At 67.4% G+C, this 24285-nt stretch carries 23 protein-coding genes, 2 tRNA genes and 2 pseudogenes; 20 read left to right on the forward strand and 7 right to left on the reverse strand.

The features are described 5' to 3' along the window. Positions 1 to 63: 63 nt before the first annotated feature. Positions 64 to 820: pseudogene (gene fabG, locus BN13_RS11065) on the reverse strand (3-oxoacyl-ACP reductase FabG). Positions 821 to 886: 66 nt separating this feature from the next. Here fabG and glgX point away from each other — a divergent pair. After that, the gene (glgX, locus tag BN13_RS11070) at positions 887 to 3073 is read left to right on the forward strand and encodes a glycogen debranching protein GlgX (RefSeq protein WP_048546840.1); all 2187 of its coding nucleotides are present in this window, start codon (positions 887 to 889) and stop codon (positions 3071 to 3073) included. On the opposite strand, the gene BN13_RS11075 is transcribed toward glgX, so the two are convergent. Next, positions 3040 to 3954 carry an acyl-CoA thioesterase gene (locus tag BN13_RS11075; RefSeq protein ID WP_235434020.1) on the reverse strand — a complete coding sequence of 305 codons (915 nt, stop codon included), beginning with the start codon at positions 3952 to 3954 and terminating at the stop codon, positions 3040 to 3042. The two genes, glgX and BN13_RS11075, sit on opposite strands and share 34 nt — an antisense overlap. Before the next feature lie 52 nt (positions 3955 to 4006). Between BN13_RS11075 and BN13_RS11080 the strand changes: the two genes are divergently transcribed. From BN13_RS11080 to BN13_RS11100, 5 genes are all read left to right on the forward strand, one after another. Continuing rightward, positions 4007 to 4453 (forward strand): acyl-CoA thioesterase, encoded by a 447-nt coding sequence (locus BN13_RS11080; protein ID WP_048546842.1) that lies wholly within the window; start codon positions 4007 to 4009, stop codon positions 4451 to 4453. Beyond that, positions 4450 to 5082 (forward strand): hypothetical protein, encoded by a 633-nt coding sequence (locus BN13_RS11085; RefSeq protein WP_048549094.1) that lies wholly within the window; start codon positions 4450 to 4452, stop codon positions 5080 to 5082. The genes BN13_RS11080 and BN13_RS11085 overlap by 4 nt, the downstream gene beginning before the upstream one ends. A gap of 123 nt (positions 5083 to 5205) precedes the next feature. After that, positions 5206 to 6048 (forward strand): inositol monophosphatase family protein, encoded by an 843-nt coding sequence (locus tag BN13_RS11090; protein ID WP_084733706.1) that lies wholly within the window; start codon positions 5206 to 5208, stop codon positions 6046 to 6048. Between the two features lie 46 nt (positions 6049 to 6094). After that, entirely contained in the window at positions 6095 to 7804 is a 1710-nt protein-coding gene (locus tag BN13_RS11095; protein ID WP_048546843.1) for a glycoside hydrolase family 13 protein, read from the forward strand. A gap of 3 nt (positions 7805 to 7807) precedes the next feature. Continuing rightward, entirely contained in the window at positions 7808 to 8608 is an 801-nt protein-coding gene (locus BN13_RS11100) for a glycerophosphodiester phosphodiesterase family protein (protein ID WP_048546844.1), read from the forward strand. A gap of 1 nt (position 8609) precedes the next feature. On the opposite strand, the pseudogene BN13_RS11105 reads toward BN13_RS11100, so the two are convergent. The 3 genes and pseudogenes from BN13_RS11105 to pepN all read right to left on the reverse strand — a co-directional run bounded on the left by BN13_RS11105 (position 8610) and on the right by pepN (position 12409). After that, positions 8610 to 8943, reverse strand: a pseudogene (locus BN13_RS11105) (globin domain-containing protein). 8 nt (positions 8944 to 8951) lie between these two features. After that, the gene (locus BN13_RS11110) at positions 8952 to 9863 is read right to left on the reverse strand and encodes a mechanosensitive ion channel family protein (RefSeq protein WP_053079775.1); all 912 of its coding nucleotides are present in this window, start codon (positions 9861 to 9863) and stop codon (positions 8952 to 8954) included. Further along, positions 9860 to 12409: an aminopeptidase N gene (gene pepN, locus BN13_RS11115; RefSeq protein ID WP_048549097.1), complete on the reverse strand. Its 2550-nt coding sequence runs from the start codon at positions 12407 to 12409 to the stop codon at positions 9860 to 9862. The genes BN13_RS11110 and pepN overlap by 4 nt, the downstream gene beginning before the upstream one ends. Positions 12410 to 12452: 43 nt before the next feature. Between pepN and BN13_RS11120 the strand changes: the two genes are divergently transcribed. The 6 genes from BN13_RS11120 (at position 12453) to trmB (ending at position 17840) form a co-directional block, all read left to right on the forward strand. Next, on the forward strand, positions 12453 to 13100 hold the full coding sequence (locus BN13_RS11120) for a mycothiol-dependent nitroreductase Rv2466c family protein (protein ID WP_048549098.1): 648 nt from the start codon (positions 12453 to 12455) through the stop codon (positions 13098 to 13100). Beyond that, entirely contained in the window at positions 13100 to 13579 is a 480-nt protein-coding gene (locus BN13_RS11125) for a ribose-5-phosphate isomerase (RefSeq protein WP_048546846.1), read from the forward strand. The genes BN13_RS11120 and BN13_RS11125 overlap by 1 nt, the downstream gene beginning before the upstream one ends. Continuing rightward, on the forward strand, positions 13576 to 14679 hold the full coding sequence (locus tag BN13_RS11130) for a PP2C family protein-serine/threonine phosphatase (protein WP_048546848.1): 1104 nt from the start codon (positions 13576 to 13578) through the stop codon (positions 14677 to 14679). The genes BN13_RS11125 and BN13_RS11130 overlap by 4 nt, the downstream gene beginning before the upstream one ends. A 68-nt stretch (positions 14680 to 14747) precedes the next feature. Next, positions 14748 to 16205, forward strand: coding sequence for an FAD-binding oxidoreductase (locus tag BN13_RS11135; RefSeq protein ID WP_162199948.1), 1458 nt, complete (start codon positions 14748 to 14750; stop codon positions 16203 to 16205). Between the two features lie 137 nt (positions 16206 to 16342). Further along, positions 16343 to 17080, forward strand: a complete 738-nt coding sequence (locus BN13_RS11140; protein WP_048546854.1) for a hypothetical protein — start codon at positions 16343 to 16345, stop codon at positions 17078 to 17080. Positions 17081 to 17150: 70 nt separating this feature from the next. Continuing rightward, entirely contained in the window at positions 17151 to 17840 is a 690-nt protein-coding gene (gene trmB, locus BN13_RS11145; RefSeq protein WP_235434021.1) for a tRNA (guanosine(46)-N7)-methyltransferase TrmB, read from the forward strand. Here the strand turns inward: trmB and BN13_RS11150 are convergent. Continuing rightward, positions 17818 to 18045: a hypothetical protein gene (locus tag BN13_RS11150; protein WP_048546857.1), complete on the reverse strand. Its 228-nt coding sequence runs from the start codon at positions 18043 to 18045 to the stop codon at positions 17818 to 17820. The genes trmB and BN13_RS11150 overlap by 23 nt on opposite strands. A 22-nt stretch (positions 18046 to 18067) precedes the next feature. Between BN13_RS11150 and BN13_RS11155 the strand changes: the two genes are divergently transcribed. The 4 genes from BN13_RS11155 (at position 18068) to BN13_RS20625 (ending at position 20393) form a co-directional block, all read left to right on the forward strand. Beyond that, entirely contained in the window at positions 18068 to 18349 is a 282-nt protein-coding gene (locus BN13_RS11155) for a hypothetical protein (protein ID WP_048546860.1), read from the forward strand. 30 nt (positions 18350 to 18379) lie between these two features. Next, positions 18380 to 18760, forward strand: a complete 381-nt coding sequence (locus BN13_RS11160) for a hypothetical protein (protein ID WP_048546862.1) — start codon at positions 18380 to 18382, stop codon at positions 18758 to 18760. Between the two features lie 81 nt (positions 18761 to 18841). Continuing rightward, complete coding sequence (locus BN13_RS20620) at positions 18842 to 19888, forward strand: sulfatase-like hydrolase/transferase (protein WP_157038557.1); 1047 nt, start codon at positions 18842 to 18844, stop codon at positions 19886 to 19888. Further along, positions 19845 to 20393: a sulfatase/phosphatase domain-containing protein gene (locus BN13_RS20625; RefSeq protein WP_048546865.1), complete on the forward strand. Its 549-nt coding sequence runs from the start codon at positions 19845 to 19847 to the stop codon at positions 20391 to 20393. Before BN13_RS20620 ends, BN13_RS20625 begins: the two co-directional genes overlap by 44 nt. Positions 20394 to 20543: 150 nt before the next feature. Here the strand turns inward: BN13_RS20625 and BN13_RS11175 are convergent. Continuing rightward, positions 20544 to 20620 (reverse strand) — tRNA-Pro (locus BN13_RS11175). Positions 20621 to 20709: 89 nt separating this feature from the next. On the opposite strand from BN13_RS11175, the gene BN13_RS11180 reads away from it, so the two are divergent. From BN13_RS11180 to BN13_RS11195, 4 genes are all read left to right on the forward strand, one after another. Next, positions 20710 to 20780, forward strand: a tRNA-Gly gene (locus BN13_RS11180). 37 nt (positions 20781 to 20817) lie between these two features. Next, complete coding sequence (gene tig / locus BN13_RS11185) at positions 20818 to 22227, forward strand: trigger factor (RefSeq protein WP_048549100.1); 1410 nt, start codon at positions 20818 to 20820, stop codon at positions 22225 to 22227. 92 nt (positions 22228 to 22319) lie between these two features. Then, positions 22320 to 23546, forward strand: coding sequence for an MFS transporter (locus BN13_RS11190; RefSeq protein WP_048546867.1), 1227 nt, complete (start codon positions 22320 to 22322; stop codon positions 23544 to 23546). Between the two features lie 51 nt (positions 23547 to 23597). Continuing rightward, a complete protein-coding gene (locus BN13_RS11195) occupies positions 23598 to 24251 on the forward strand; it encodes an ATP-dependent Clp protease proteolytic subunit (RefSeq protein WP_084733707.1) in 654 nt (217 codons plus the stop codon). Positions 24252 to 24285: the final 34 nt, after the last annotated feature.

Here is a 24285-nt window from a genome sequence, read left to right on the forward strand (position 1 = left end):
ACCTTGCAAGGTGTCCACAGTTGACTAACTGCTGCTAGCAGCAGTTCGGAGGGGCGGCCGGGGTCAGTCGAGGGGGCCGCCGGCCACGTAGATCACCTGGCCGGAGACGAAACCGGCCTCGGGCGAGCACAGGAACGAGATCATCGCGGCGATGTCGTCCGGCTGGCCGACGCGCTGGACGGGGATCTGCTTGGCTGCGGCAGTCAGGAAGTCCTCGAACGGCATACCCATGCGTTCTGCGGTCGCGGCGGTCATGTCGGTCTGGATGAACCCCGGCGCCACCGCGTTGGCGGTGACCCCGAATCGGCCGAGTTCGATGGCCAGCGTCTTGGTGAACCCCTGCAGCCCCGCCTTCGCGGCCGAATAGTTGGCCTGCCCGCGGTTCCCCTGCGCCGACGACGACGACAGGTTCACGATGCGGCCGAACTTCTCTTGCGTCATGAACGCCTGGCAGGCCTTGGTCATCAAGAAGGCTCCGCGCAGGTGCACATTCATCACCGCGTCCCAGTCGGACTCGGTCATCTTGAAGATCAGGTTGTCGCGGATGATCCCGGCGTTGTTGACCAGGACGACGGGCGCGCCCAGCTCGTCGGCGATGCGGGTGATGGCGGCCTCGACCTGGGCGGCGTCGCTGACATCGCAGCCGACGGCGAGCGCGCGGCCCCCCGGCCGCCTCGATGGCCGAGACGGTGGCGCCGCAGGCCGCTTCGTCGAGATCGACGACGGCCACGGCATACCCATCGCGGGAAAGGCGCTGCGCTGTGGCGGCGCCGATGCCGCGGGCGGCCCCCGTGACGATGGCCACCTGGGACTTGTTCATCTTTGTGCTCCTGCCGGTCTCGGATAGGTTGAAGGCGTTCGCCTGTCACCTTAGCGAGAGGTCTTCGTGCAGATCTGGCCCGGTCGGCCCTACCCATTGGGCGCGACCTATGACGGTTCCGGTGTCAATTTCGCCCTGTTCTCCGAGATCGCCGATGCCGTCGACCTCTGCCTCATCGACGACGACGGCGCTGAAGAGCGCATTCGCCTGCCCGAGGTTGATGGCTTCGTCTGGCACGGCTATCTCCCCGGCCTGCAGCCGGGGCAGCGCTACGGCTTCCGCGTCCACGGTCCGTATGCGCCGCTCGACGGCCACCGCTGCGACCCCACCAAACTCCTGCTCGACCCGTATGCCCTGGCGATCGACGGGACGATGGATGGCGATCCGTCGCTTTTCAGCTACCCCATGACCGACGTCGATCGGGGAACGACCGGCGAGCGCAACGAGGTCGACAGTCTCGGCCACACGTTGCTATCGGTCGTCGTGAACCCATTCTTCGACTGGGGTCAGGATCGCGCCCCGCGCCACGAGTACCACAACACCGTCATCTATGAGGCCCACGTCAAGGGCATGACGATGCTCCACCCCGACATTCCCGAAGAGATCCGCGGGACGTATGCCGGGATGGGTCACCCCGCGATCATCGCCCACCTCGTGGACCTCGGGATCACGGCCGTCGAACTCATGCCGGTGCATCAGTTCGTCAACGACTTTCACTTGCAGGACAAGGGATTGTCGAACTACTGGGGCTACAACACCATCGGCTTCTTCGCCCCGCACAATGGCTATGCCGCCTATGGCACGCGCGGTGAGCAAGTGCTCGAGTTCAAGGCCATGGTCAAGGCGCTGCACGAAGCCGGGATCGAGGTCATCCTCGACGTGGTCTACAACCACACCGCCGAGGGCAACCATCTCGGCCCCACCCTGGCCTTCCGCGGGATCGACAATGCGGCCTACTACCGGCTCGTGTCGACCAACCGCGCGCACTACTACGACACGACCGGCACCGGCAACAGTCTGCTCATGCGCAGCCCGCACGTGCTCCAACTCATCATGGACTCGCTGCGCTACTGGGTCACCGAGATGCACGTCGACGGCTTCCGCTTCGACCTCGCCGCCACCCTGGCCCGCCAGTTCCACGAGGTCGACAAGCTGTCGGCCTTCTTCGACCTCATCCAGCAGGACCCGATCGTCAGCCAGGTCAAGCTCATCGCCGAGCCGTGGGACATCGGGGAGGGCGGCTATCAGGTCGGCAACTTCCCACCCCTGTGGACCGAGTGGAATGGCAAGTACCGCGACACCGTCCGCGACTTCTGGCGTGGTGAGCCTGCCACGATCGGGGAGTTTGCCTCGCGGCTGACCGGCAGTTCTGACCTCTACGAGCACTCCGGCCGCAAGCCCATTGCCTCGATCAACTTCGTCATCGCCCACGACGGCTTCACGATGCGGGATCTGGTGTCCTACAACCAGAAGCACAACGAGGCTAATGGTGAGGACAATCGCGACGGCGAGAGTCACAACCGCTCGTGGAACTGTGGTGTCGAGGGCCCGACCGACGACCCGGACGTCATCGCGCTGCGCGATCGCCAGCACAAGAACCTGATGACCACGCTGCTGCTGTCACAGGGCGTCCCGATGATCGCCCACGGTGATGAGATCGGGCGCTCTCAGGACGGCAACAACAACGCCTATTGCCAGGACAACGAACTCACCTGGATCGACTGGGAGTTGACCGAGCGCCAGGCGGACTTGCTCGACTTCACCCGACGGGTCGTGCAGCTGCGAAGGGAGCAGCCGGTCTTCCGGCGGCGCCGCTTCTTCGCCGGCAGCGCCAATCATGGCGGCGAGAGCGACATCCACGACATCTCGTGGTTCACCCCCGCAGGCGTCGAGATGAGCGAGGGTGACTGGAGCAATGGCTACGCGCGCTCGATCATGGTCTTTCTCAACGGCCAGGCCATCCCCGAGCCCGATCGGCGCGGGCAACCCATCCGCGGCGACAACATCCTGTTGATCTTCAATGGTCACTACGAGTCGCTCGATTTCACATTGCCGCGCAAGGACTTCGGTGCCTCATGGCTCGTCGAGATCGACACGGCGGCCACGTCGATCAACAAGAAGATTCGCCGTGCCGGGTCGACCGTGCGCGTGGAGGCGCGCAGCACCCTGGTATTGCGCGGTCCGGCCGATCGCGGCCTGATCCCGCCGCGCGGGGCCGCCTACGCGCCCTTGACGCGGACCATGCCCTCCTGAGCCACGCTCGCGACCAACAAGCCGTCGCGGCTGTACATCCGGCCGATGCCGAGCCCGCGTCCGCCTTGGGCGGAGGGGGAGTCCTCGGCATACAAGAGCCAGTCATCGAGCCGCGCCTCGCGATGGAACCACATGGCGTGATCGAGGCTCGCCACGCGCAGTCGGGGGTCGAGCCAACCCATGCCGTGGCGCCGGAGGACGCCCTCCAACAAGGTGTAGTCGGAGGCGAAGGTCAAGACCGCGGCGTGCAGCAGTGGGTCGTCGGGCAGCTGCCCGCGCGTGCGCATCCACACGTTTTGGCTGGCGGCGGCCGCCTCGACACTCTCGCGATACAGGTCGCCTTCGACGTGCCGCAACTCGATGAGCCGGCGCCGACGCCACCCCGCATCAAGGTGCTCCGGCTCCGGCGTCTCCTCCGGCTCGGGCACGTGCGGCATCGGCGTCTGGTGATCGAGTCCTCCGGCCGGCTCCTGGAATGACGTCGACATGCCCAGGATGACTTGTCCGCGCTGCATCGCGTGAACTCGTCTGGTAGAGAAGGAATTTCCATCCCGCAGATCCTCGACCGCGAACTCGATCGGCAATTTGTCGTCACCCGGCCGAATGAAGTAGCCGTGCAGGCTGTGGATCCGCCGCGTCGGGGCGACATCGGCAACGGTGCGACCCGCGGCCATCACGCACTGCGCGAGCACCTGGCCACCGAAAACGCGCTCTTGCGGCGTGCGTTGGCTCGGCCCGGTGAAAACACGCAACTCGCGCGTCCCGAGTGCCCGCTCGGCCTCGCCGCTCGCGTCACCCCCCTGCAGCGTCGCCGTGCCGATCTCCTCCAGATCGAGCAGGCGCAGCAGGGTCTCCATTGATTGCTCGGTGCCGTCGTCCACGCGACCACCTTAGGCGTCGCCTTGTCGTCCCATGCGGGTGTCCAATAGACCCATGCCCGTCAGTCAGTATGCCGTTGACGTCGCCCTTCGCTGGAGCGATATGGACGCCTATGGCCACGTCAATAACGTCCAGTTTCTGCGTCTCTTGGAGGATGCGCGCGTCGCCGCCTTAGCGGATTGGCTCGGCAATCACGACATGCTCGACAGCGGCATCGTGGTCAATCGCCACGAAATCGAGTACCTCGCGCCGCTCGTCTTCCGCCCCGCGCCCGTCCGAATTCGGTTGTGGCCCACAGCAATCACCGCGACGGGATTCGACGTTGCCTACGAGATGGTCGACCCACCGGAGGTCGGCACCGGTCTGTATGCCCGCGCCGAATCCGGGCTCGTCGCCTTCGACTTCGACACCGGGCGGCCGCGCCGGCTGAGCGCCGACGTCCGGGATCGATTGCGCGACCTCTCCGGGGAGACCGTGCGCTTCCGGTGGCGACGCCGATGAGCGACCTCCTCCTCGCCGACGCCGCGAGCCTTGACGACCTTCGGACGTATGCTGCGCGTGCCCGCCGCCTCGACCCCGAGGCCGCCGTCCGGCTCCTGGCCGCCGGCCCCGTTCTGGCCGCCTATGTCGGCGTGCTGCCGGGTCGGGGCGTCACCGGCTCCGGGGCCACCCTCGGCCTGCGGGTGTTCGGCCTCGCCGAACCCACCGAGGTCGACGTCACGGTGCCTGCCGCTGCGATCCTCGATCGGCTCGCGCGGGACGGGAGCGACCCGGGGGAGGCGGGGCTCCCCATACCGCCGATGTCGGTGTTCGTGCCGTGGGCGGGGATCACCCCGCCCCGCTCCGGATGGGACCCGTATGCCGCGTTCCCCGGCACCGACGTCATCGCGGCTGCCGAGGCGGGCATCGCCGAGGTGGGTGTGGCCGGCACCGGGCTCGCGGCGCAGGTGGAGGCGCTGCGCTCCCGGGTTTGGGCACAGCCGTTGGGTGAGTCGCCGGCTCCGGCGGGGCTGGCGTTCGCGGCATACGGCCTGGGTTTTGTGCACCCGCAGGAACAAGTGACCCTGCTGCGCGCGGGCCGGTGGTGGCGCCTGACCGCCCCCGGCGGCCACGCGCTCGCCCGGTCCTGACTCGCCGCACCCGACCTCCCCACCCCTGCCCTCCCGAACTTGAGCACGCCTTACGAGGCGATCTCAAGTGCGTAAGACGTGCTCAAGTTCGGGAGGGGGCGGGCGGCGGCTAGGGTCGAGGCCATGACGCGCGACCACGGTGCCGCTCTGCTCCCCGTCGACGACTGGCTGGCCGACCTGGCACGCGCGGCGGAGCGCGACGACGACCGCTGGCTAGCCGAGGCGCTGGTGCGGCGCGGTGGGGTGATCGGTTCGCACTGGCTCGGCGGCGAACTCACGCGGCAAACCAAGACCTCGGTGTCCGACTTCCTGACCCAGGCCGACGCCCAGGCGGAGGCCGACATCGCCGCCGCCATCCGCGCATTGCGCCCGGCCGACGGCATCCTCGGCGAGGAAGGCACCAGCACGACCGGCGCCAGCGGCCGGCGGTGGATCATCGATCCCATCGACGGCACCTACAACTACGCCTCCCGACTGGAGAGCTGGTGCAGCGCCGTCGCGCTGCAGGGACCGGGGGCGAACCTCATCGGCGCAATCCGTCAGGACAGCGTTGAGGGAACCTGGCTGGGGCACGTGACCGAAGATGGAGCTGCCGCCTGGCTCAACGGGTCCCGCCTGCCGCGGCTGGCCGACGTGCCGCTGGCGCAGCTATCCCTGGCGACCTACCTCCACCCCACCTATCTCGCCAATCCGGATGCGCTGCAACCGTGGTTAGCCGCCTGCGCGGGAAGCGCGACCCTGCGGATGAATGGGTCCGGCTCCTGCGACCTCGCCCGCGTGGCGACGGGCCGGCTCGGCGCCTTCCTGCAGCACTCGACAGCCGAGTGGGACTGGTATCCGGGCGTTGCACTCGTGCTCGGGGCCGGCGGGGTGGCCGAGACGGTCGAGCACCGAGGCTTCCGCTGGCACGTCGCCGGCGGCGCCGGCGCCGTCGCTCAACTGATCGAGCGGCTGCGATCGGCCTGATACCGACTTGCGTCGGGGCGCCCCGGATGTGGTGGGATAGCCCGTCGTGAGCCTGTCCTTGACGCCCGTCCACGACCACGACGCCGACGACGCCGCCTGGTGGCGGCATGCGGTGATCTATCAGATCTATCCGCGCTCGTTCGCCGACGGGGACGGCAATGGCATCGGTGATCTGCCCGGTGCCCGCGCGAAGCTGGGTTACCTCAAGGACCTCGGTGTCGACGCCGTGTGGTTCTCCCCGTTCTTCGTCTCACCCCAGGCGGACGCGGGTTACGACGTAGCCGACTACCGCGACATCGACCCGCTGTTCGGCACCCTGGCGGACTTCGAGGGTCTGCTGCAGGATGCCGAGCAGCTGGGGCTGAAGATCATCGTCGACCTGGTGCCCAATCACTCCTCGGATGAGCACCCGTGGTTCCAGGCGGCCCTGGCCAGCCCGCCCGGCAGCCCCGAACGCGCGCGTTACATGTTCCGCGACGGCCATGGCGACGGTGGCTGGGAGCCGCCGAACAATTGGGAGTCCGTCTTCGGCGGTCCCGCCTGGACCCGCGTGACGGAGGCGGACGGCACGCCGGGGCAGTGGTATCTCCACCTCTTCGACACCAAGCAGCCAGACTTCAACTGGGACAACGCGGAGGTCCATCAAGAGTTCCTCGACATCCTCTCCTTCTGGGGCGAGCGTGGCGTTGCGGGCTTCCGCGTCGACGTCGCCGCCGGCCTGGTCAAGAAGCCCGGCCTGCCGGACTACGACGGCACCCACGACCAGATGAATGCCGATGCCGACGTCCAGCCCACGGCCAACGCGCCGATGTGGGACCAGGACGGGGTCCACGCCATTTTCGAGTCCTGGCGAGCCCTGCTGGACACGTATGGCGAGCCCGACCGCATCCTGTGTGCCGAGGCCTGGGTGCACCCCCCGGAGCGCGCGGCCCTGTACGTCCGCCCCACCGAGTTCCACCAAGCCTTCAACTTCTACTTCCTCGAATGTCCCTGGCGCGCAGCGGATTATCGACGCGTGATCACCGATTCCCTGCGCGTCTGCGACACCGTCGGGGCGCCGGCGACGTGGGTCCTGAGCAATCACGATGTCGTGCGGCACGCGACCCGGCTCGCCCTCCCGGTCGGCGAGCGCCGCCCCAATGGCATCTTCGCCACCGATCCCCAGCCTGACCTCGAGCTCGGACTGCGCCGGGCCCGGGCCGGGACGGCGATGATGCTCGGGCTCACCGGCTCGGCATACGTCTATCAGGGCGAAGAGCTCGGCCTGCCCGAGGCGACCGAACTGCCCGACGAACTCCGCGAGGACCCGGTCTATCTGCGCACCGGCAAGGAGCAGGCCGGCCGGGACGGCTGCCGGGTGCCGCTGCCGTGGGCGGCCGGGGAGCCGGGACTAGGCTTCGGGCCGACCGGCAAGACCTGGCTGCCGCAGCCCGACAGCTTTGCTCCGCTGGCCGCCGACGCCCAAGACGGCGTCGAGGGTTCGACGCTGGAGCTCTACCGAAGTCTGCTTCGGCTCCGGCATGAGCGGGAACTCGGCCTCGGCTCGCTCTCGTTCGTCGAGGACTACGCCGACCCCGACGTGCTGGCGTTCGTCAACACCGGTCGCAATGACGCCTACCCGACGCTGGTGGTCGTGAACTTCGGTGCCGAGCCCGTCGCCCTGCCGGCCGGCGCCGAGGTGCTGGTGGCCTCCGGACCCCTTGTGGACGAGGGTGTGCCGACGGACACCACCGTCTGGGCGGCCTTGTCGGAGTAGGTAATGCGCGCCGCCGACCATCCGTATTTCGACAACGACGGGCCGATCGCGCTCGCGCATCGTGGCGGGTCTTTCTATGCGCCGAATATCGGCCGGGAGAACACGATCGCGGCCTTCGCGGAGGCCGTTTCCCTCGGCTATCGCTACCTCGAGACCGATGTCCATGCCACGGCCGACGGCCGCCTCGTCGCCTTCCACGACGACCGCCTGGAGCGCGTCACCGACGGGCGGGGCGCGATTGCCTCCCTGCCGTATGCCGAGGTCGACCGCGCCCGCACCGTCGGCGGCGATGCGATTCCCTTGCTGGACGATGTCCTCGACGCCTTCCCGGAGACGCGCTTCAACATCGACTGCAAGGCTCCCGGCGCCGTCGCCCCGCTCCTGGATGCCGTCGCGCGGCACAACGCCTATGACCGGGTGTGCTTGGCGTCCTTCTCAGCGAAACGGCTGACCCAGTTGCGCGCGGGCGGCGGGACCCGACTGGCCACCTCGGCCGGACCCCGGGGGGTCGTGGCGCTGCGTTTCACCCCGCATCTGGTCAGCCGGCTCCTGCACTCCGGCGCCCCGGTCCTGCAGATCCCCGTCACCCACGAACTGCGCGGGCGGGCGCTGCGCACGTTCACCGAAGGTCTGCTCGGCCGTGCCCACGCGCTCGGCAAGCAGGTCCACATCTGGACGATCGATGACCCGGCGGAGATGCACCGGCTCCTCGATCTCGGCGTCGACGGGCTCGTCACCGACCGGATCGACGTGCTCGCCGACGTCCTCGCCGAGCGCGGGCACCCTCTCACGCCGCCGACGTGAGTCAGTCCAGCGTGTTGACCAGGGAGTATGCCGCGCGGGTCAGGTAGTCCCGCAGCATCGCGTCGTGCGCGGGGTCGAGGGCGAGGTCGTCGACGGCGTCCATCATGTGCAGGAGCCAGCGATCGCGCATGTCGGGAGTCACGGCATACGGATGGTGGCGCAGGCGCAGCCGCGGATGTCCGCGCTCCTCGGAGTAGGTCGTGGGGCCACCCCAATACTGCTCAAGGAATAGTCGCAGCCGATCGGCGGCCGGCCCGAGATCCTCCCCCGGCATAGAAGCGCGCCACGAGCCGCTCGAAGGTCCGGTGGCCGCCGACGGCCTCGAAGAACGACATGGACTCGGTCATCGGACACCTCCGGTCCCAGGGGGTATGGCGAGCGGAGACGGTCCGGAAATGCCCGCCTCGTCGAGGGCCGCCTTCCCACGGCGGCGCAACTCCCGCTGGACGCCGAACTCTTCTCCGGAAATGCATTTCGCCAGCATCCTCAGGGTGAGGGCATTGCCGGAGATGGATTCCACGCCCAGGACAGTCGGTGCCTCCAGCACCTTGTCCGACCAGGCCGGGTCGCCCGCGAAGGCGGCGGCGACGCGATCGAGCGCGGTCAGGGCGGCCTCCACGTCGGCGTCATAGGAGACCGGCAGATCAACGAGGATCTGGGCCCACCCTTGGCTCTTGTTGCCGACCCGCAGGATCTCGCCATTGCGCACGTGCCAGGTCACGCCATTCGCGTCGCGCAGCGTCGTGATCCGCAGCGAGACGTCCTCGACGGTGCCGACCACCTCGCCAACGTCGACGACATCGCCGACGCCGTACTGGTCCTCCATGATCATGAAGATCCCGGACAGGAAGTCCTTGACGAGGCTTTGCGCGCCGAAGCCGAGCGCGACCCCGCCGACACCGGCCGAGGCCAGCAGCGGCGCTAACGGGATGCCCACCAGCGACATCACCGTCAAGATGGCCACCCCCGCCACCACGAAGGTGATGATGCTGCGCAGCAGCGTGCCCAATGTCGACAGGCGTTGACGATGCCGCTCGACGTCCCAGCCGGCCGCATGCGCCAATACGCGCCCGGCTCGACCTTGCTTGTCGCGATCGCCTTGGCTGATGGCCAGGGCGATGGCTCGGCTCACCACGCGGTGCAGCACCCAGCGCAGGGCGACCGCCGCCACAATCGTGGCGACCACGCGGATCGGCGCGTCGTTGAACCAGTCCCAGGCGTGATTCCAGTCCAGGGTGGCCAGGGCCGGGCTCACGCCGAGGCCGCGTCCCGCGCCTGAGCCCGCATGGCACGCTCGACGCCGTCGAGGTTCTCGCGCAGAATCCGGCGCAAGGCCGCGGGAGCCTCCGCATGCTCCTCCAGCCAGGCCAGCGTCGCCGAGCGGAGTTCGGGCCCGGCGAGCACCCACGGATAGAACGCGTTGATCGACTCCAGTGTCGAGAAGGTCCGGGAGTTCCACGCCGGGAGGATCGCCTCATGGAACCGGTTGATGTAGGGCACTAACAAGGAGGTGTCCGCGCCGCGCAGAAAGCCGATGGCGAGCGCTTCGATGACCGAGTTGCGCGTGTCCGGGTTCTCGACCCCGTCGGCCCAGGCCTCCTGCTTCGCGGCGGCGGTTGGCAGGCTGGCGCGCGCGCGGGCGTGCCGCTCGCGGCCCGTGGCCGTGTTGTCGCGTTCGAGTTCGGCGTCGAAGTCCGAGACATTGGCCGCCCCGGTGGCACCGAGTGCTGTCAGCAGGCCCCAGCGCATGTCGGTGTCCATGGAGAGTCCCGACACACTGTCGCTGCCGTCGAGCAACCCCGAGATCAACGTGGTGTCGTCGCCGGGGCGGAGCAACGCGGCATACGCGGTCACGATCTGGAGTTGGGCGTCGCTGCCCGGCTCGGTGGCGGGGATGAGATCCCGCAAGCGGGCGAGGACACCGGTCCACGCCTCGTCTCGGTGCTCCGGTGCGAGATAGCCGACCAGGCAGGTCTGGACCTGGGCGAGCATCGTCCGCAACAGATTGGAGTCGCGTTCGCCGGCGATGATCGCCATCGCATACGGGAGGTATGCCGTGGCCGACATCTCCCCGTCCCGGGTCATGTCCCACACGGACGCCACGACGAGGGAGTGGGCAAGCGAGTTCTCGAAGCCGCGCGGGTGAGCCAAGGCGGTGGCCAGCGAGCGCTCGTCCAAGCGGATCTTGCCGTAGGCGAGGTCGTCGTCGTTGACGAGCAGCAAGTCCGGCTGCGCGCGCCCGATCAGCTGCGGGATCTCGGTCCGGGCGCCGTCCACGTCGAGCTCGATCCGGTCGGTGCGCACCAGGGCCTCGCCGTCTAGGTCGTAGAGACCGACCGCGAGCCGGTGCGGGCGCACGCGGTCGTCCCCGGAGGCCACCGTCTGCTCGATGACCGCCGAGCTGATCAGGCCGTGGTCATCAGTCGTGACGACGGGGCGCAGCGTATTGACTCCGGCCGTCTCCAACCAGATCGCGGACCAGGCGCGCAGGTCGCGTCCGGAGGACTTCTCCAGTTGCGTGAGCAGGTCGCCGAGGACGGTATTACCCCAGGCGTGCGCGGCGAAATAGCTCCGCAGCCCCGTGACGAACGCGTCGCGGCCCACATAGGCCACCAACTGCTTCAGGACGCTGGCCCCCTTGGCGTAGGTGATGCCGTCGAAGTTGGCCTCGACGTCGTGGAGGTCGTTGATGTCGGCGACGATCGGATGCGTCGACGAGAGCTGATCCTGACGGTAGGCCCACGCCTTCTCGTGCGTGCAGAACGTCGTCCAGGCGTCCGACCACTCGGTGGCCTCGGCTTGGCACGACGTCGATGCCCATTCGGCGAACGACTCGTTGAGCCACAGGTCGTCCCACCACTTCATGGTCACCAGGTCGCCGAACCACATGTGTGCCAGCTCGTGCAGGATCGTCAGCGCGCGGCGTTCGACCAGGGCGTCCGGGACCTTGCCCCGGAAGACGTACATCTCGTTGATGGTCACGCAGCCCGCGTTCTCCATCGCGCCCATGTTGTATTCGGGCGTGAAGAGCTGGTCGTACTTCGCGAACGGGTAGGCGCAGTCGAACATCTCCTCGAAGTAGGCGAAGCCCGCCTTCGTGCACGCGAAGACGTTGTCGGCGTCGAGGTACTCCCGCAGGGATTTGCGACAGAAGATCCCGAGTGGGATGACCCCGGCGCGCGTGGTCACCTCGTCGCGAACCACGTCATACGGTCCGGCCACCAGGGCAGTGATGTAGCTGGAGAGACGCGGGGTGGGGGCGAAGCGCCATACGGCTCGATCCTCGGTGAGCGCCTCGGGATTGGGGGTGGGGGAGTTGGAGACCACCTGCCAGTGCGCCGGTCCGGTGATCGTGAACTCGAAGGTCGCCTTGAGGTCCGGCTGCTCGAAGACGGTGAAGACGCGCCGGGAGTCGGGAACCTCGAACTGCGTATAGAGGTAGACCTCCTGGTCGACCGGGTCCACGAAACGGTGCAGGCCCTCGCCGGAGTTCATGTAGGCCGCCGTCGCGTCGACGATGAGTTCGTTATCCGCCGCCAGGTCGGGCAGCGTGATGCGGGTGCCGTCGAAGTGGTCCGCCGGGTCGAGCGCGCGGCCGTTCAACGTGATGGCCTGCACGCTCGGAGCGATGAGGTCGATAAAGGTCGACGCGCCTGGTTCGGCGCACCGGAAGCGGGCCGTCGTCACGCTCCGGAACGTCTCCGGGGAGAGCGTCAGATCGAGGTCGATCGCATAGCTGTCCGTCGCGATGATGGCCGCGCGGCCGGCTGCTTCCTGCTGGGTGAGGTTGTATCCAGGCACGTCGGCAATCCTGCCACGCGCGCCCGGTGGCACAATGGCAATCATGTCCCAGGATCCATCGACCCCTGCCCAGACGTCCTTCGCAACCTCCGCCGAGATGTGGTTCGACCCGGCGTGCCCGTGGGCGTGGATGACCTCGCGCTGGCTCATGGAAGTCGAGCGCGTCCGCCCGATCCGCGTCACCTGGTCGGTGATGAGCCTGTCTGTCCTGAACGAGGGACGCGACCTCCCGGCCGACTATCGGGCCCTGATGGACAACTCGTGGGGGCCCGTCCGCGTCATCATCGCGGCGCAGCAGGCGCACGGCGACGAGGTCGTCAAGAAGTTGTATGACGCGATGGGGGAGCGGATTCATCACCGCAAGATCGAGGATCGCGCCGTCGTGATTCGCGAGGCGCTTGCGGAGGTCGGGCTGCCGGCCGAGCTGGCCGAGGCCGCCACCACCGATGCCAATGACGCGGCGTTGCGAGCCAGCCACCAGCGCGCCATCGACCTAGTCGGGGACGACGTGGGCACGCCCGTCATCGCCGTCGACGGAATCGCCTTCTTCGGCCCGGTGGTCAGCCCCTCGCCACGAGGCGAAGATGCTGGCAGGCTGTGGGACGGTTGCGTCCTCGTGGCGGGAACCGACGGCTTCTTCGAACTCAAGCGGTCCCGCACCCGCGGACCCATCTTCAACCTGGAGGACTGATGCGCGTCCACATCGGCGGCGACCACGCGGCATACGACCTCCTGGGGGAGTTGGTTGCCCACTTGGAGGCGGCCGGTCACGAGGTCGTCAACCACGGCCCCTTCGCGTATGACGCGGAGGACGACTACCCCGTCTTCGTGCTCCGCGCGGCGCAGGCCGTCGCGGCCGAGTCCGGGACACTCGGCATCGTGCTGGGCGGGTCGGGCAATGGGGAGCAGATCGCCGCCAACAAGGTCGAGGGGGTGCGCGCCGCGCTCTGTTATAGCGATGAGTTGGCTCGCCTCGCCCGACAGCACAACAACGCGCAGATCATCTCGATCGGTGCGCGGATGAACACCGTCGAGCAGGCCAAGTCGATGGTCGACACGTTCGTCGCCACCCCGTTCTCCGACGAGGAACGACATGCCCGCCGGATCGCAATGCTGAGCGTTTTCGAGTCGGACGGCACGCTGCCCGACCTGCCGGCCGCCCCCGCGTGACCAGCGAGGCCCAACCAGCACCATTTACGCGGGCCCGACTGAGGGCCCTCATCGAGTGGGATCGCACCCTGAGCGAAGGGCTCAGCATTCGAACCCGCGTCGTCCTCGTCTTGGCGTTGATCACGGTCTCCGGGGCGGCCTATCTGGCGTGGCCCGAGACCTTCCCGCGGGTGACCTTCGTCCCGGGGATGTTGCTGGCCGGGCTCTTCCTGCCTCCCGGCCCGCTGGTGATTTCGTTCGGCTATCTGCTGGCCTGGATGACGGTCCAACTCTTCATCTCTCCGGGCACGCGCACGAGCGCCTTCGTCGGCTTCGGGTCGGTCCTCGCCGGGATGGTCGTGATGTATGTCCTGTCGGCCTCGCGCGCCTCGCGCGGGTTGGTCGGCTTCGCCGGCGACCGCATCCTTTTTGAGTTGACCCATCGGCAGCGGCTCCTGGCCCAGTTGCCGCCGCTGCCTGCCGGATGGCGTGCGGAATGCGTCGTTGCCGGCGCGGATGGCGAGGAGTTTTCTGGCGACTTCCTCCTGTGCACGCAGTCCGGCCGCGATCACCTGGAGATCGTCCTCGTTGACGTCAGCGGGAAAGGCCTGCGGGCCGGCACGCGCTCGTTGATGCTCTCGAGCGCCTTCAGCGGCCTGTTGGGCCAGATCGACGCCGACCGCTTCCTGCCCGCGGCTAATTCCTATCTCGTGCGCCAGGATTGGCGTGAGGGGTTTGCCACCGCAGTCCACCTCGACCTCGATCTGACGACGGGCAGTTTCGAACTCGGTCTGGCCGGGCATCCGCCCGCCATCCACTTCGACAGCGCCCGGGGTCGATGGGAATCCGTGCTCTCTCGCTCGGGACCCGTGCTCGGCGCGATGGACGGTATGTCGTTCCCACAGACGAGCGGTCGGCTGAACCCGGGCGATGCTCTCCTCCTCTACACCGACGGGGTCATCGAGAGCCGGACCAACCAACTGGCCGACGGGATCGACTGGATGCTCGGGGCCATCGAGACGTATGGCGTGTCCTTCCCCGGGGCGGCCCAACGCCTCGTGCGTGGTGCCCAGGGCGGCTCTGGCGACGATCGTGGGGTCGTCTTGATCTGGCGGGAGTGACACAAGTCCTCAGAAGGAATGACGGACAACCGGCTGACAAGAGCCGGATGCGCGAATACGTTCACACTATGGCCAACATCGACCGACGACATGTTCTGACCGGTTCCCTGGGATCTCTGGCCCTCGGGTGGGTCGCCCCAAGCGCCTTTGCGGGTAACCCCCTCAGCGGCCCGCCGGCCACCGCGTGGGCGGCCCTGGATGCCCGTATGACCGGTTCGGTCGTGCTCCCGACGAACTCGGCCTACACAACGGCGAAGCAGCTGTACAACCCGCGCTGGGACAGCAAACTGCCGCTCGCTGTCGTGAAACCCCTGAACGTGGCCGACGTGCAGCAGGCCATGACCTTCTCCGCCGACAACAATTTGATCGTCGCGCCGCGTTCGGGTGGACACTGCTATGTCGGCAGTTCCACCGGCGACGACGTCATGGTTCTTGATCTGCGCGGGATCAAAGCGGTCAAACTCAACTCCACCAAGACCAAAGCAACCATCGGAGCGGGGGCAGGCCTTTACAACGTGCACGTCGCGCTCAACAAGGTGGGCCGCACCATACCGACGGGAACATGCCCGACCGTGGGCACCGCGGGGCTGACCCTGGGCGGCGGGATCGGCCCGGAGGTGCGTGGCAAGGGGGCGACCTGCGATCGCCTCGTCTCGGCAACCTGCGTGCTCGCGGACGGGCGCAAGGTGATCGCGTCGGCGACCCAAAACGCCGATCTTTTCTGGGCCCTTCGCGGTGGGGGCGGCGCGCAGATCGCCGTCGTCACCGATCTCACCTATCTCACCCACGCGACGACGGATCTGGGCCAATTCAGGCTGAGCTACCCCGTCTCGGCGGCGGCAAAAGTCATTGCCGCGTGGGCGGCATACAGCCAGAGCAGTCACAACACGACCAAAGTGACGCTCAGCCTAAACGCCAACCCGACGAAGACCGCCTTCATGGTCCGGATGCACGGCGTCACCGCCCCCGGAGATCAGGACGTTGACTGCAATGCCCTGCACGCGATGGTCGGGGTGCCGTATTTGAAGCGAGAGACCAAGGTCGACACCTACATGAACACGGTGCTGGAGATTGCCAATGGCGACCCGACGCCGCCGCGCCGGGACTTCACGGCCGGGAGCGATGTCCTCAGCTCGGTGACGGCTGCCTCGGCGACGGCATTGATCGACGTTGTCTCCGAAGGGATCCGTCGCAAGGTCAACTTCCAGACGCTCATCGGTCCGCTCACCGGCCAACTACAAGCGGTGTCGGCGACGGCGACGGCCTTTCCCTATCGAAACCACGCGGCCTTGATCCAGTGGTTCTGCCCGTTGCCCGTGGGCAGCAGCACGGCTTATGCCGCCGCCCGCTCGTGGATCGGCTACGCCCATACGAGAATGGGGTCGATGAGCGCTGGTGGTTTCGTGAACTATGTCGAGCCCGGTCGCACGTCGTCGGACTACTTCGGCCCGAACCTCGCGCGCCTGCGCTCGATCAAGGCGTCTTATGACCCAGGCAACCGACTCCAAGGCTCCCTGGAGTACTGACTCGCGGACCACGCGGGGCGCGCTCCTGAGAAATTCATGTGGCGAGTTTTCTCATTCCCTAGACACTCGCCGCGCGGGGTGGTTGTGTCTTCTCATCGGAACCCGGAGGGGGTTTCGAACCACAGGAGGAGGATTCAGTGGAACGACGACAATTCATCATCGGCGCGGGGGCCACGGCACTGGGCGCCACCGCCGTCGGGCCTACGGCCGCGGAAGCCGCTGAGACTGGTCGCGCAGCCGGCTGGAACAGCAACTTCACCTACAACAACCTGGGCTGGAGTCGGGTTTCGGGTGCGTGGTACCGCTCGGGCGGCATGTGGCGGGCGGACGGTTTGCCCGGCTACTGGACGTCGACGAAGCACACCAACGTCTACGAGAACTTCGTCTACCAGGCGAAAGTGAAGCGGGACGGCAATGGCGGCGGCTATTACAACAACTCGCTGGTCATCCGCGGCAACCCAGCCTCGCTCAACTCGGCCTACGAGTGGTCTCCCTCCTACATCTTCGGCTTCACCAACACGGGCTATGCCTCGGTCTGGCGTGTCAACTACGACGGCACCGAGACGGCGCTCATGGGCTGGACCTACTTCCCCTTCCTCACCAGCTTGGTGTGGAAGAACATGAAAGTCGTTGCCCAAGACAACTTCTTCTCCTTCGCCATCGGCGGACGGACGTTGTGGTCCGGCTACGACTCCAATCTTGCCTATGGTCGCGTGGGCTTCACGTTCTACACCGCCTCCAGCTACTGGAGCACGCTGCGGATCGACTCGGCCAGCCTTCAGACCCTGGCTGCTCGGGAGAAGGTCACCCTTGACCCGATGGCCACGGGTGGGCGGGTGCTCAAGGGCGGCAACAGCAAGCAGGCCCCTGCGTAGGAAGCCGACGCTCCGCCGGCTAGCGGGCCGGTGCCTCTTGCGGAGGTACCGGCCCGCTATCGTCTCGTCGGTGACCGAGCGCCCCCGGCCCTTGCCGCCCCGGCCCATCCGCAGCTACACCCCGCGCTACCGCCGCTCGGACCTCACCGAGGAGCGCATGGCGACGCTCATGCCTCGGTATGGCGTGCCGCCCCTCCCACTCGTACGCGACGCCCTCGTGGGCCGCAACGGGCGGCTGATTCTCGAGATCGGGACCGGTCACGGCGCGGCCGCATTGGCGTATGCCCGTGTCCACCCCGAGGCGGTCGTCATCGCGGCCGAGGTCCACGTCCCCGGCGTGGCGCGCATGCTCGCCGTCGCTGAGGACCAATCCTTGGCGAACCTGCGCGTCTACCTCGGTGACGCGGTGGACCTGCTCGATGGAGGCATTCCGGACCATTCCCTGGATCGGATCCACCTGCTTTTCCCGGACCCGTGGCCCAAGAAGAAGCATGCCAAACGCCGTCTCGTGCAACGGCATACGCTCGACGCGATGGGACGCCTGTTGCTCCCGGATGGGGTTCTCCTGGTCGCTTCCGACCACCCGGTGTATGCCGAGCACTTCACCGAGGTGGTCGGCACGCACGCCGGCTTCGTCATGACCGAGGTCGAGCGGCCGGAATGGAAGACAGCGGACGGGTTCGAGCAGAAGGGGCTCGCCGCGGGTCGGCCGGCCCGCTATTGGGAACTACGCCCGGTCAGTGACGCCGGGGGCGCATGACCACGATGGCGAGCCAGCCCAGCCCGCCGAGCGCCAGACCGACGAAGGTCTTCTTCAACAGCGCCCAGTCGGCATTGCCGCCGAAGATGCCGCTCGCCAGGTTTCCGACCTTCTCGGCGACGCCGGGGTCTTCATCGGAGGTGGAGGGGCTCGCGACGACACCGCCCTGACCGCCGCCCCCTGTCTGGTCGTCGGCGGGCCACACCGGGGTCTCGCTTGACGTCCAGTTGGGGGAACCGGAGGACGTCGACGCCGGCGTCGTCGAGGTTGTGGTGGGCCGCGTGGTCGTGGTCGTCGGCGGGGTCGTGGCCGGAGTGGTCGCGGGGGTTGTCGCTGGCGTCGTGGCCGACGTCGTGGAGGCCGGAGGGGTGTATTCGCTGGTGGTCGACGACGAAGGCGGGGTGTATTCGCTCGTCGAGGAGGATGTGGGCGGGGTGTACTCCGACGTCGAGGAACTCGTGGGCGGGGTGTATTCGCTCGTGGAGGACGTCGACGACGGAGGCGTGTAGTCGCTGGTCGAGGACGTCGATGACGGCGGGGTGTATTCACTCGTCGACGACGACGTCGGCGGGTCTGTCGTCGACGACGTCTCGACCGGCGTCGAGGACTCGGTGGTGGGCGGATCCGTGGGGCTGACCGGCGGCTCGGTGAAGGTCGAGGACGTCTCCTCTGGTGTCGTGGTTCCGGAGTCGGTCGCCGTGTCGTCAGCCGCGCGGGCCGTGACCGTCGTGGTCGCGGACATGCCGGCCGCGACTGCCGGAGAAATGGCGCCCAAGCCGATGCCGCCCATGACCAGCAAGGGCAAGGCCGCGCCCGTGATCCGTGAGCGGTTGCGCTGCGTCATGTTTCCCTCTAAATCCTGTCAGGGGCTGGTGGGCTCCGGCCCCGGGCCGAGCGCCTGTCGTGGACGGCTCGGCTGATCCCTCGTGGATCGCGACCCGATTTTATCAGTCGGTGCGAAGAAGCGGTCGGTTCTCGCAAGCAGTGCCTATGGTGTGCGCGTGGTCAGGTCCAAGTCGTCCTCGATTTCGGCGCTGCTGATGGTCGCCGTACTCGGCATGCTGTTCAGCGGCATCTTCACCCCGGCGCGGGCGGACGACGAGCCACCGCCTCCGCTCTCGCCCCCGAACGTCGTTCTGATCAAGACGGACGACCAGGTCTGGGATTCGATGGATCGGCTGGTGCAGTACATGCCCAACCTGGCGTCCTTCGTCACGGCGCGGGGGGTCTCGTACCGCAACTCTTTCGTCGCGTCGCCCTCGTGCTGCCAGAGCCGGGCCTCGACCTTCGTGGGTCGCTATCCGCACAACACCGGGGTAAAGAGCCAGGGGACGGGGAACCTGCTCGACACGCGGGGGAGCATCGCGGCATACCTCCACGGAGCGGGATATCGGACCGGGCTGTTCGGGAAGTATCTGAACCTCATCTCGCAGCCGCCGTCGTTCGATGAGTACACGACGGTCACCGGGTCGTGCGACAACGGGGGATCGACGGAGTTCTGCGTTCGGTCGGACGGGCCCGCCTGGTATTACAACTTCCTCGCCACGCGATCGAGTGACGGGATCACGACCAAGATCACGGGTGATGTGGCCAGCGGGACCAACTACAACACCACCTGGCTGGGGGCGCAGGCCGACGACTACCTCGTCCGGGCGCTGGACAATCGGACGCTGACGGGCCAGCCGTTCTATCTGGAGTTCAACCCGACCGCGCCCCATATGCATGATCTGGACATGGGCGTGACGATGCCGGAGCCGCAGTATCGAACGTCGGCGGTGCCCGGCTGTGCGGCGCCGCCGGTCGAGAGCGATCGCAGCGACAAGCCGGCCTTCGTGCGGGCCTTCCCGCAGAGTGGCGCGGCCTTCGGCTACCGGGTCGTCTGCCCGCTGCAACAGCGCGTGCTTAAGAGCGTGGACGACTGGTTCGGCGCCCTGGTGGCCACGCTGGAGACCAGTGGCCAACTCGACAACACCCTGGTGATCTTCACCTCAAGACAATGGCCTGATGTTCGGCGAGCACGCGCTGCAGCGCAAATTCGTGGCGTATGACCGTTCCGTCCGCGTGCCGCTGATGATGGCCTTCCCGGGGGTGTTCGCACCGGGCACGCTTGCCGCCGCCTCGGCGGACACGGCGCTGGTGTCGAATATCGATCTCCTGCCCACCATCTTGTCGGTGACCGGCATCGCGCCGGACCCGACATTGCCGGCGATAGACGGGCTCTCGTTGGTAGCGGAACCCGCCGGGCATCCGGTGCTGCTCTCGGAATACTTCTCCGACCCGCGCTACACCGTGAACACCCCCGCCGTCATTCCGACCTGGGCCAGTGTGTTCGACGGCCGGTATCGCTTCATCGTGACCTACGCCAAGGGCGTGCCGAAGACGCAGGAGCTGTATGACACCGTGGCCGACCCGGGGGAGTTGAAGAACCTTTTGACGTTGGCCGCGAAGACCCCGTCTGCGATCTATCCGATCAAGCCGTGGTTCGTGAAGCTGAACGCGCAACGCTCGTGCTCGGGGAGTGTCGCGACGTCGGCACTCCGCCCGTGCTCCTGACGTCCACGTCGTACCGTCGCGTTCACATCACCCCTTTCCGACCACGTCATACCTTCTCGACCACGTCACCCCCTGCAACGTATGACGTGAACGCGAAGGGGTGACGTGAACGCCCTGCCGCGGGCCGCGCAGGGTCGCTCGGCCCAAGACTGGTCGGGGTAGCCGGATTCGAACCGGCGGCCTTCCGCTCCCAAAGCGGACGCGCTACCAAGCTGCGCCATACCCCGTCACCGACGTAGACCCCCGACGATTTCGGGAGCGGCACCGGCGGGCAGTAGGCTACCCCGGTGTCACGTGCGGTCTTGCACGCGGCCACGCGGGCGTAGCTCAATGGTAGAGCCTCAGTCTTCCAAACTGATTACGCGAGTTCGATTCTCGTCGCCCGCTCGTCAACGTTCGCCCAATTCCGGAGCAGAAAACAACGATGAAGAGCGCCGTCGAGACCATCAACCCGACGCGGGTCAAGCTGACCGTCGAGGTCCCGTATGCCGAACTCCAACCGAGCATCGACGCGGCCCTGAAGACGATCGGGGCCTCGATCCAGGTCCCCGGCTTCCGGAAGGGCAAGGTGCCCAGCCGCATCATCGAGCAGCGGGTGGGTCGGGGCGCGGTGCTCCAGGAGGCCATCAACGAGGCCCTGCCGGGCTTCTACGGTGAGGCGGTCGACCAATCCGATCTGCGTCCCATCGGTCAGCCCGAGGTCGAGATCACCCAGGTCCCGATGGACGACTCCGAGCAGCTGGCCTTCACGGCCGAGGTCGACGTCCGCCCCGAGATCACGCTTCCGGACCTCGACGCCATTGCCGTGACGGTCGACGACATCGAGGTCAGCGACAGCGACATCGAGGAGCGGCTCAACGACCTTCGCACGCGTTTCGGCACCCTCAACACCGTTGATCGTGCCGTGCAGGACGGCGACTTCCTGACCATCGACCTCGCCGCTTCGATCGGCGAGGAGGAGATCGACTCCGTCAGCGGCATCTCCTACGAGGTCGGCTCCGGCAACATGCTGCCCGGTCTCGACGAGGCGGTCATCGGTCACTCGGCCGGCGAGACCGCGACCTTCACGGCCCCGCTCGCGGGCGGCGACCACCAGGGCGAAGAGGCCGAGTGCACCGTTACGGTGCAGGCGGTCAAGGAGCGCACCCTCCCCGACCTGGACGACGACTTCGCTCAACTTGCCTCCGAGTTCGACACCCTCGATGAGCTGAAGGCGGACGTTGCCAGCAGCGTCGAGAACTCCAAGAAGTTCGAGCAGGGCGTGCAGGCCCGCGACAAGATCCTCGAGCACCTGCTCGCCAGCATCGACGTCGCGCTACCCGAGGGCATCATCGAGGCCGAGGTCAACCACCACCTCGAAGGCGAGGGCCGACTTGAGGACGCGGAGCACCGTGCCGAGGTCGACGAGGCCACCCGCACGTCGCTCAAGACGCAGTTCATCCTCGACGCGCTGGTCGAGAAGGACGAGGTCGAGGTGAGCCAGCAGGAGTTCGTCGAGTACCTCATCATGCAGGCCCAGCAGTACCGCATCGACCCGCAGCAGCTTGCCGCGCAGCTCGACCAGGAGGGCCAGGTCCCCTCGATGGTCGCCGAGGTCGCGCGCCGTAAGGCCCTCGCCAGCGTCCTCGACCGCGCCACGATCACCGACGCGTCGGGCAACGCCGTTGACCTGAGCCTTCTTGCTCCCGAGGGAGAAGAGGACGAGGACGACGTCGACGAGGACTATCTCGACGAGGCCGAGGCTGCGGCGGATGAGATCGTCGCCGAGGACGCGCCCACCGAGGACGAACCGGCCCAGGACGAGCCCACCGAGGCAGCGGCCGACAAGGCCTGACCGACCTCAGGTCAACGTGAAGAGCGGTGCATCGGCACCGCTCTTCACATTTTCCCTCCCTTCCATGCACCACCGACACCGTTAAGGACTCGATGTCCCGGGCCTCCCTGCCCCTCGGCCGACTCATCTCTGCACGCAATGCGGTGTATGCCGTGTTCACCATCAACGGCATTGCGTTCGCCTCGTGGGCGAGCCGGATTCCGGACGCCAAAGCCGTCCTCGGCCTGACGCCCGGGCAACTCGGGATGGTGCTGTTGTTCGCGTCGGCCGGCTCCATCATCGGCCTCCCGGTGGCCGGACATATCGTCAAGCGGATCGGTGCGGCGCGAACGTGCGCCATCGCCATGGTCGTCCTTGGCGCGGGCCTGGCCCTGGTCGGCCTGGGTGTCGACATCGCCCACAACCGGTGGGTCGTCGCGGCCGGACTCTTTGTCCTCGGGCTCGGCATGGGCACCTGCGACGTCGCAATGAACCTCGAAGGCGCTAACGTCGAGAGGCTGCTGGAACGCTCGATCATGCCGCGCTTCCACGCGGCCTTCAGCGGGGGCACCGTCCTGGCTGCCCTCTTCGGCGCCGGTATGGCCGCGCTTAAGGTGCCGGTTTGGCTTCACCTCGTCACAGTGGCGGCCATCCTGGTCCTCGCGTCGGGGATGAGCACCCGCTCGTTCCTCCCGCGCTCGCTGGAGGGCGAGCCGCAAGACGCCGCATCCCCAGCCCCCTCGACCCGGGCGCCCTCGACCCCGGCGCGGTCCGCGTGGACCGAGCCCCGCACCATACTCATCGGGTTGGTGACCCTCGTCGCCGCCTTCACCGAGGGCACGGCCAACGACTGGGTGTCGGTCGCCTTCGTCGAGGGCTATGACCTGCCCGCCTGGGCGGGCGTCCTCGCCTTCGCCACCTTCCTCGGGTTCATGACCATCGGGCGGATTCTCGGCACCGGACTGCTCGATCGGTATGGCCGTGTCCCCACTCTGCGCGTCATGCTCGCGGTCGCGCTGCTCGGGTCCCTGATGGTCGTCTTCGGCGGGCCCGCCCTCGCCTATGTCGGTGCCGCCCTATGGGGTCTCGGAGTCTCGCTCGGCTTCCCGGTCGGCATGTCCGCCGCGGCGGATGACCCTGACCGGGCGCACGCCCGGGTGTCCGTGGTCGCAACCATCGGATACGTCGCCTTCATCGCGGGGCCACCGCTCGTCGGCTTCCTCGGCGATCACCACGGGGTCCTGCGCGCACTGCTCGCCGTGGGTGCGTTGATCGTCTTGGCGTATGCCGCCCTCCCGGCCGTCCGTGAGCCGGGCACCACGCGGTTGCGCTCTCAGTGAACAGTGGCGGAAGGCGGGAGTAGCCCGTCATACCCGCGCGTTAAGGTCACCATGAACTATCCGCACGAGCGCACGACGGAGACGACAAGCGTGAGCAACCCCAGCGCCGCGGCCCAGGGTGGCCAGTTCGGCCTCGACGACCACATCTATCAGCGGCTGCTCAAGGAACGCATCATCTTCCTCGGCTCCGACGTCCGCGACGACAACGCCAACGCCATCTGCGCGCAGATGCTTCTGCTCGCCGCTGAGGACCCCGCGTCCGACATCTGGCTCTACATCAACAGCCCCGGCGGCTCGGTCACGGCCGGCATGGCGATCTTCGACACCATGAACTGGATCCCCAATGACGTCGCGACGGTCGCGATGGGCATGGCCGCGTCGATGGGCCAGTTCCTGCTCTCGGCGGGCACGAAGGGCAAGCGCTACGCGACCCCGCACGCGCGAGTCATGATGCACCAGCCGTCCGGCGGCATCGGTGGCACCGCCTCCGACATCAAGATCCAGGCCGAGCAGATGCTCTTCATCAAGAAGCAGATGGCCGAGTTGATCGCCCAGCACACCGGCCAGAGCCTTGAGCAGATCGAGGCCGACTCCGACCGCGACCGCTGGTTCACCGCCGAGGAAGCCAAGGAATATGGCTTCGTCGATCACGTCTTCCTGCGCGCCGAGCAGGCGGGCGTCGACGACAACCCGGTCACCGACTGAGCACGGCATACGGATCGAAAAGGACTGAAACGAC

This window comes from Nostocoides jenkinsii Ben 74 (assembly GCF_001046875.1).
GTDB classification, from domain to species: domain Bacteria; phylum Actinomycetota; class Actinomycetes; order Actinomycetales; family Dermatophilaceae; genus Nostocoides_A; species Nostocoides_A jenkinsii.

Excerpts from the sequence above, each read along its gene's own strand:
- BN13_RS11085 (WP_048549094.1), top strand. The coding sequence starts at position 4,450 with ATGAGCGACCTCCTCCTCGCCGACGCCGCGAGCCTTGACGACCTTCGG.
- BN13_RS20625 (WP_048546865.1), top strand. The coding sequence starts at position 19,845 with ATGTTCGGCGAGCACGCGCTGCAGCGCAAATTCGTGGCGTATGACCGT.
- BN13_RS11190 (WP_048546867.1), top strand. The coding sequence starts at position 22,320 with ATGTCCCGGGCCTCCCTGCCCCTCGGCCGACTCATCTCTGCACGCAAT.
- BN13_RS11125 (WP_048546846.1), top strand. The coding sequence starts at position 13,100 with ATGCGCGTCCACATCGGCGGCGACCACGCGGCATACGACCTCCTGGGG.
- BN13_RS11120 (WP_048549098.1), top strand. The coding sequence starts at position 12,453 with ATGTCCCAGGATCCATCGACCCCTGCCCAGACGTCCTTCGCAACCTCC.
- BN13_RS11195 (WP_084733707.1), top strand. The coding sequence starts at position 23,598 with ATGAACTATCCGCACGAGCGCACGACGGAGACGACAAGCGTGAGCAAC.
- BN13_RS11135 (WP_162199948.1), top strand. The coding sequence starts at position 14,748 with ATGGCCAACATCGACCGACGACATGTTCTGACCGGTTCCCTGGGATCT.
- BN13_RS11100 (WP_048546844.1), top strand. The coding sequence starts at position 7,808 with ATGCGCGCCGCCGACCATCCGTATTTCGACAACGACGGGCCGATCGCG.
- tig (WP_048549100.1), top strand. The coding sequence starts at position 20,818 with ATGAAGAGCGCCGTCGAGACCATCAACCCGACGCGGGTCAAGCTGACC.
- BN13_RS11090 (WP_084733706.1), top strand. The coding sequence starts at position 5,206 with ATGACGCGCGACCACGGTGCCGCTCTGCTCCCCGTCGACGACTGGCTG.
- BN13_RS11080 (WP_048546842.1), top strand. The coding sequence starts at position 4,007 with ATGCCCGTCAGTCAGTATGCCGTTGACGTCGCCCTTCGCTGGAGCGAT.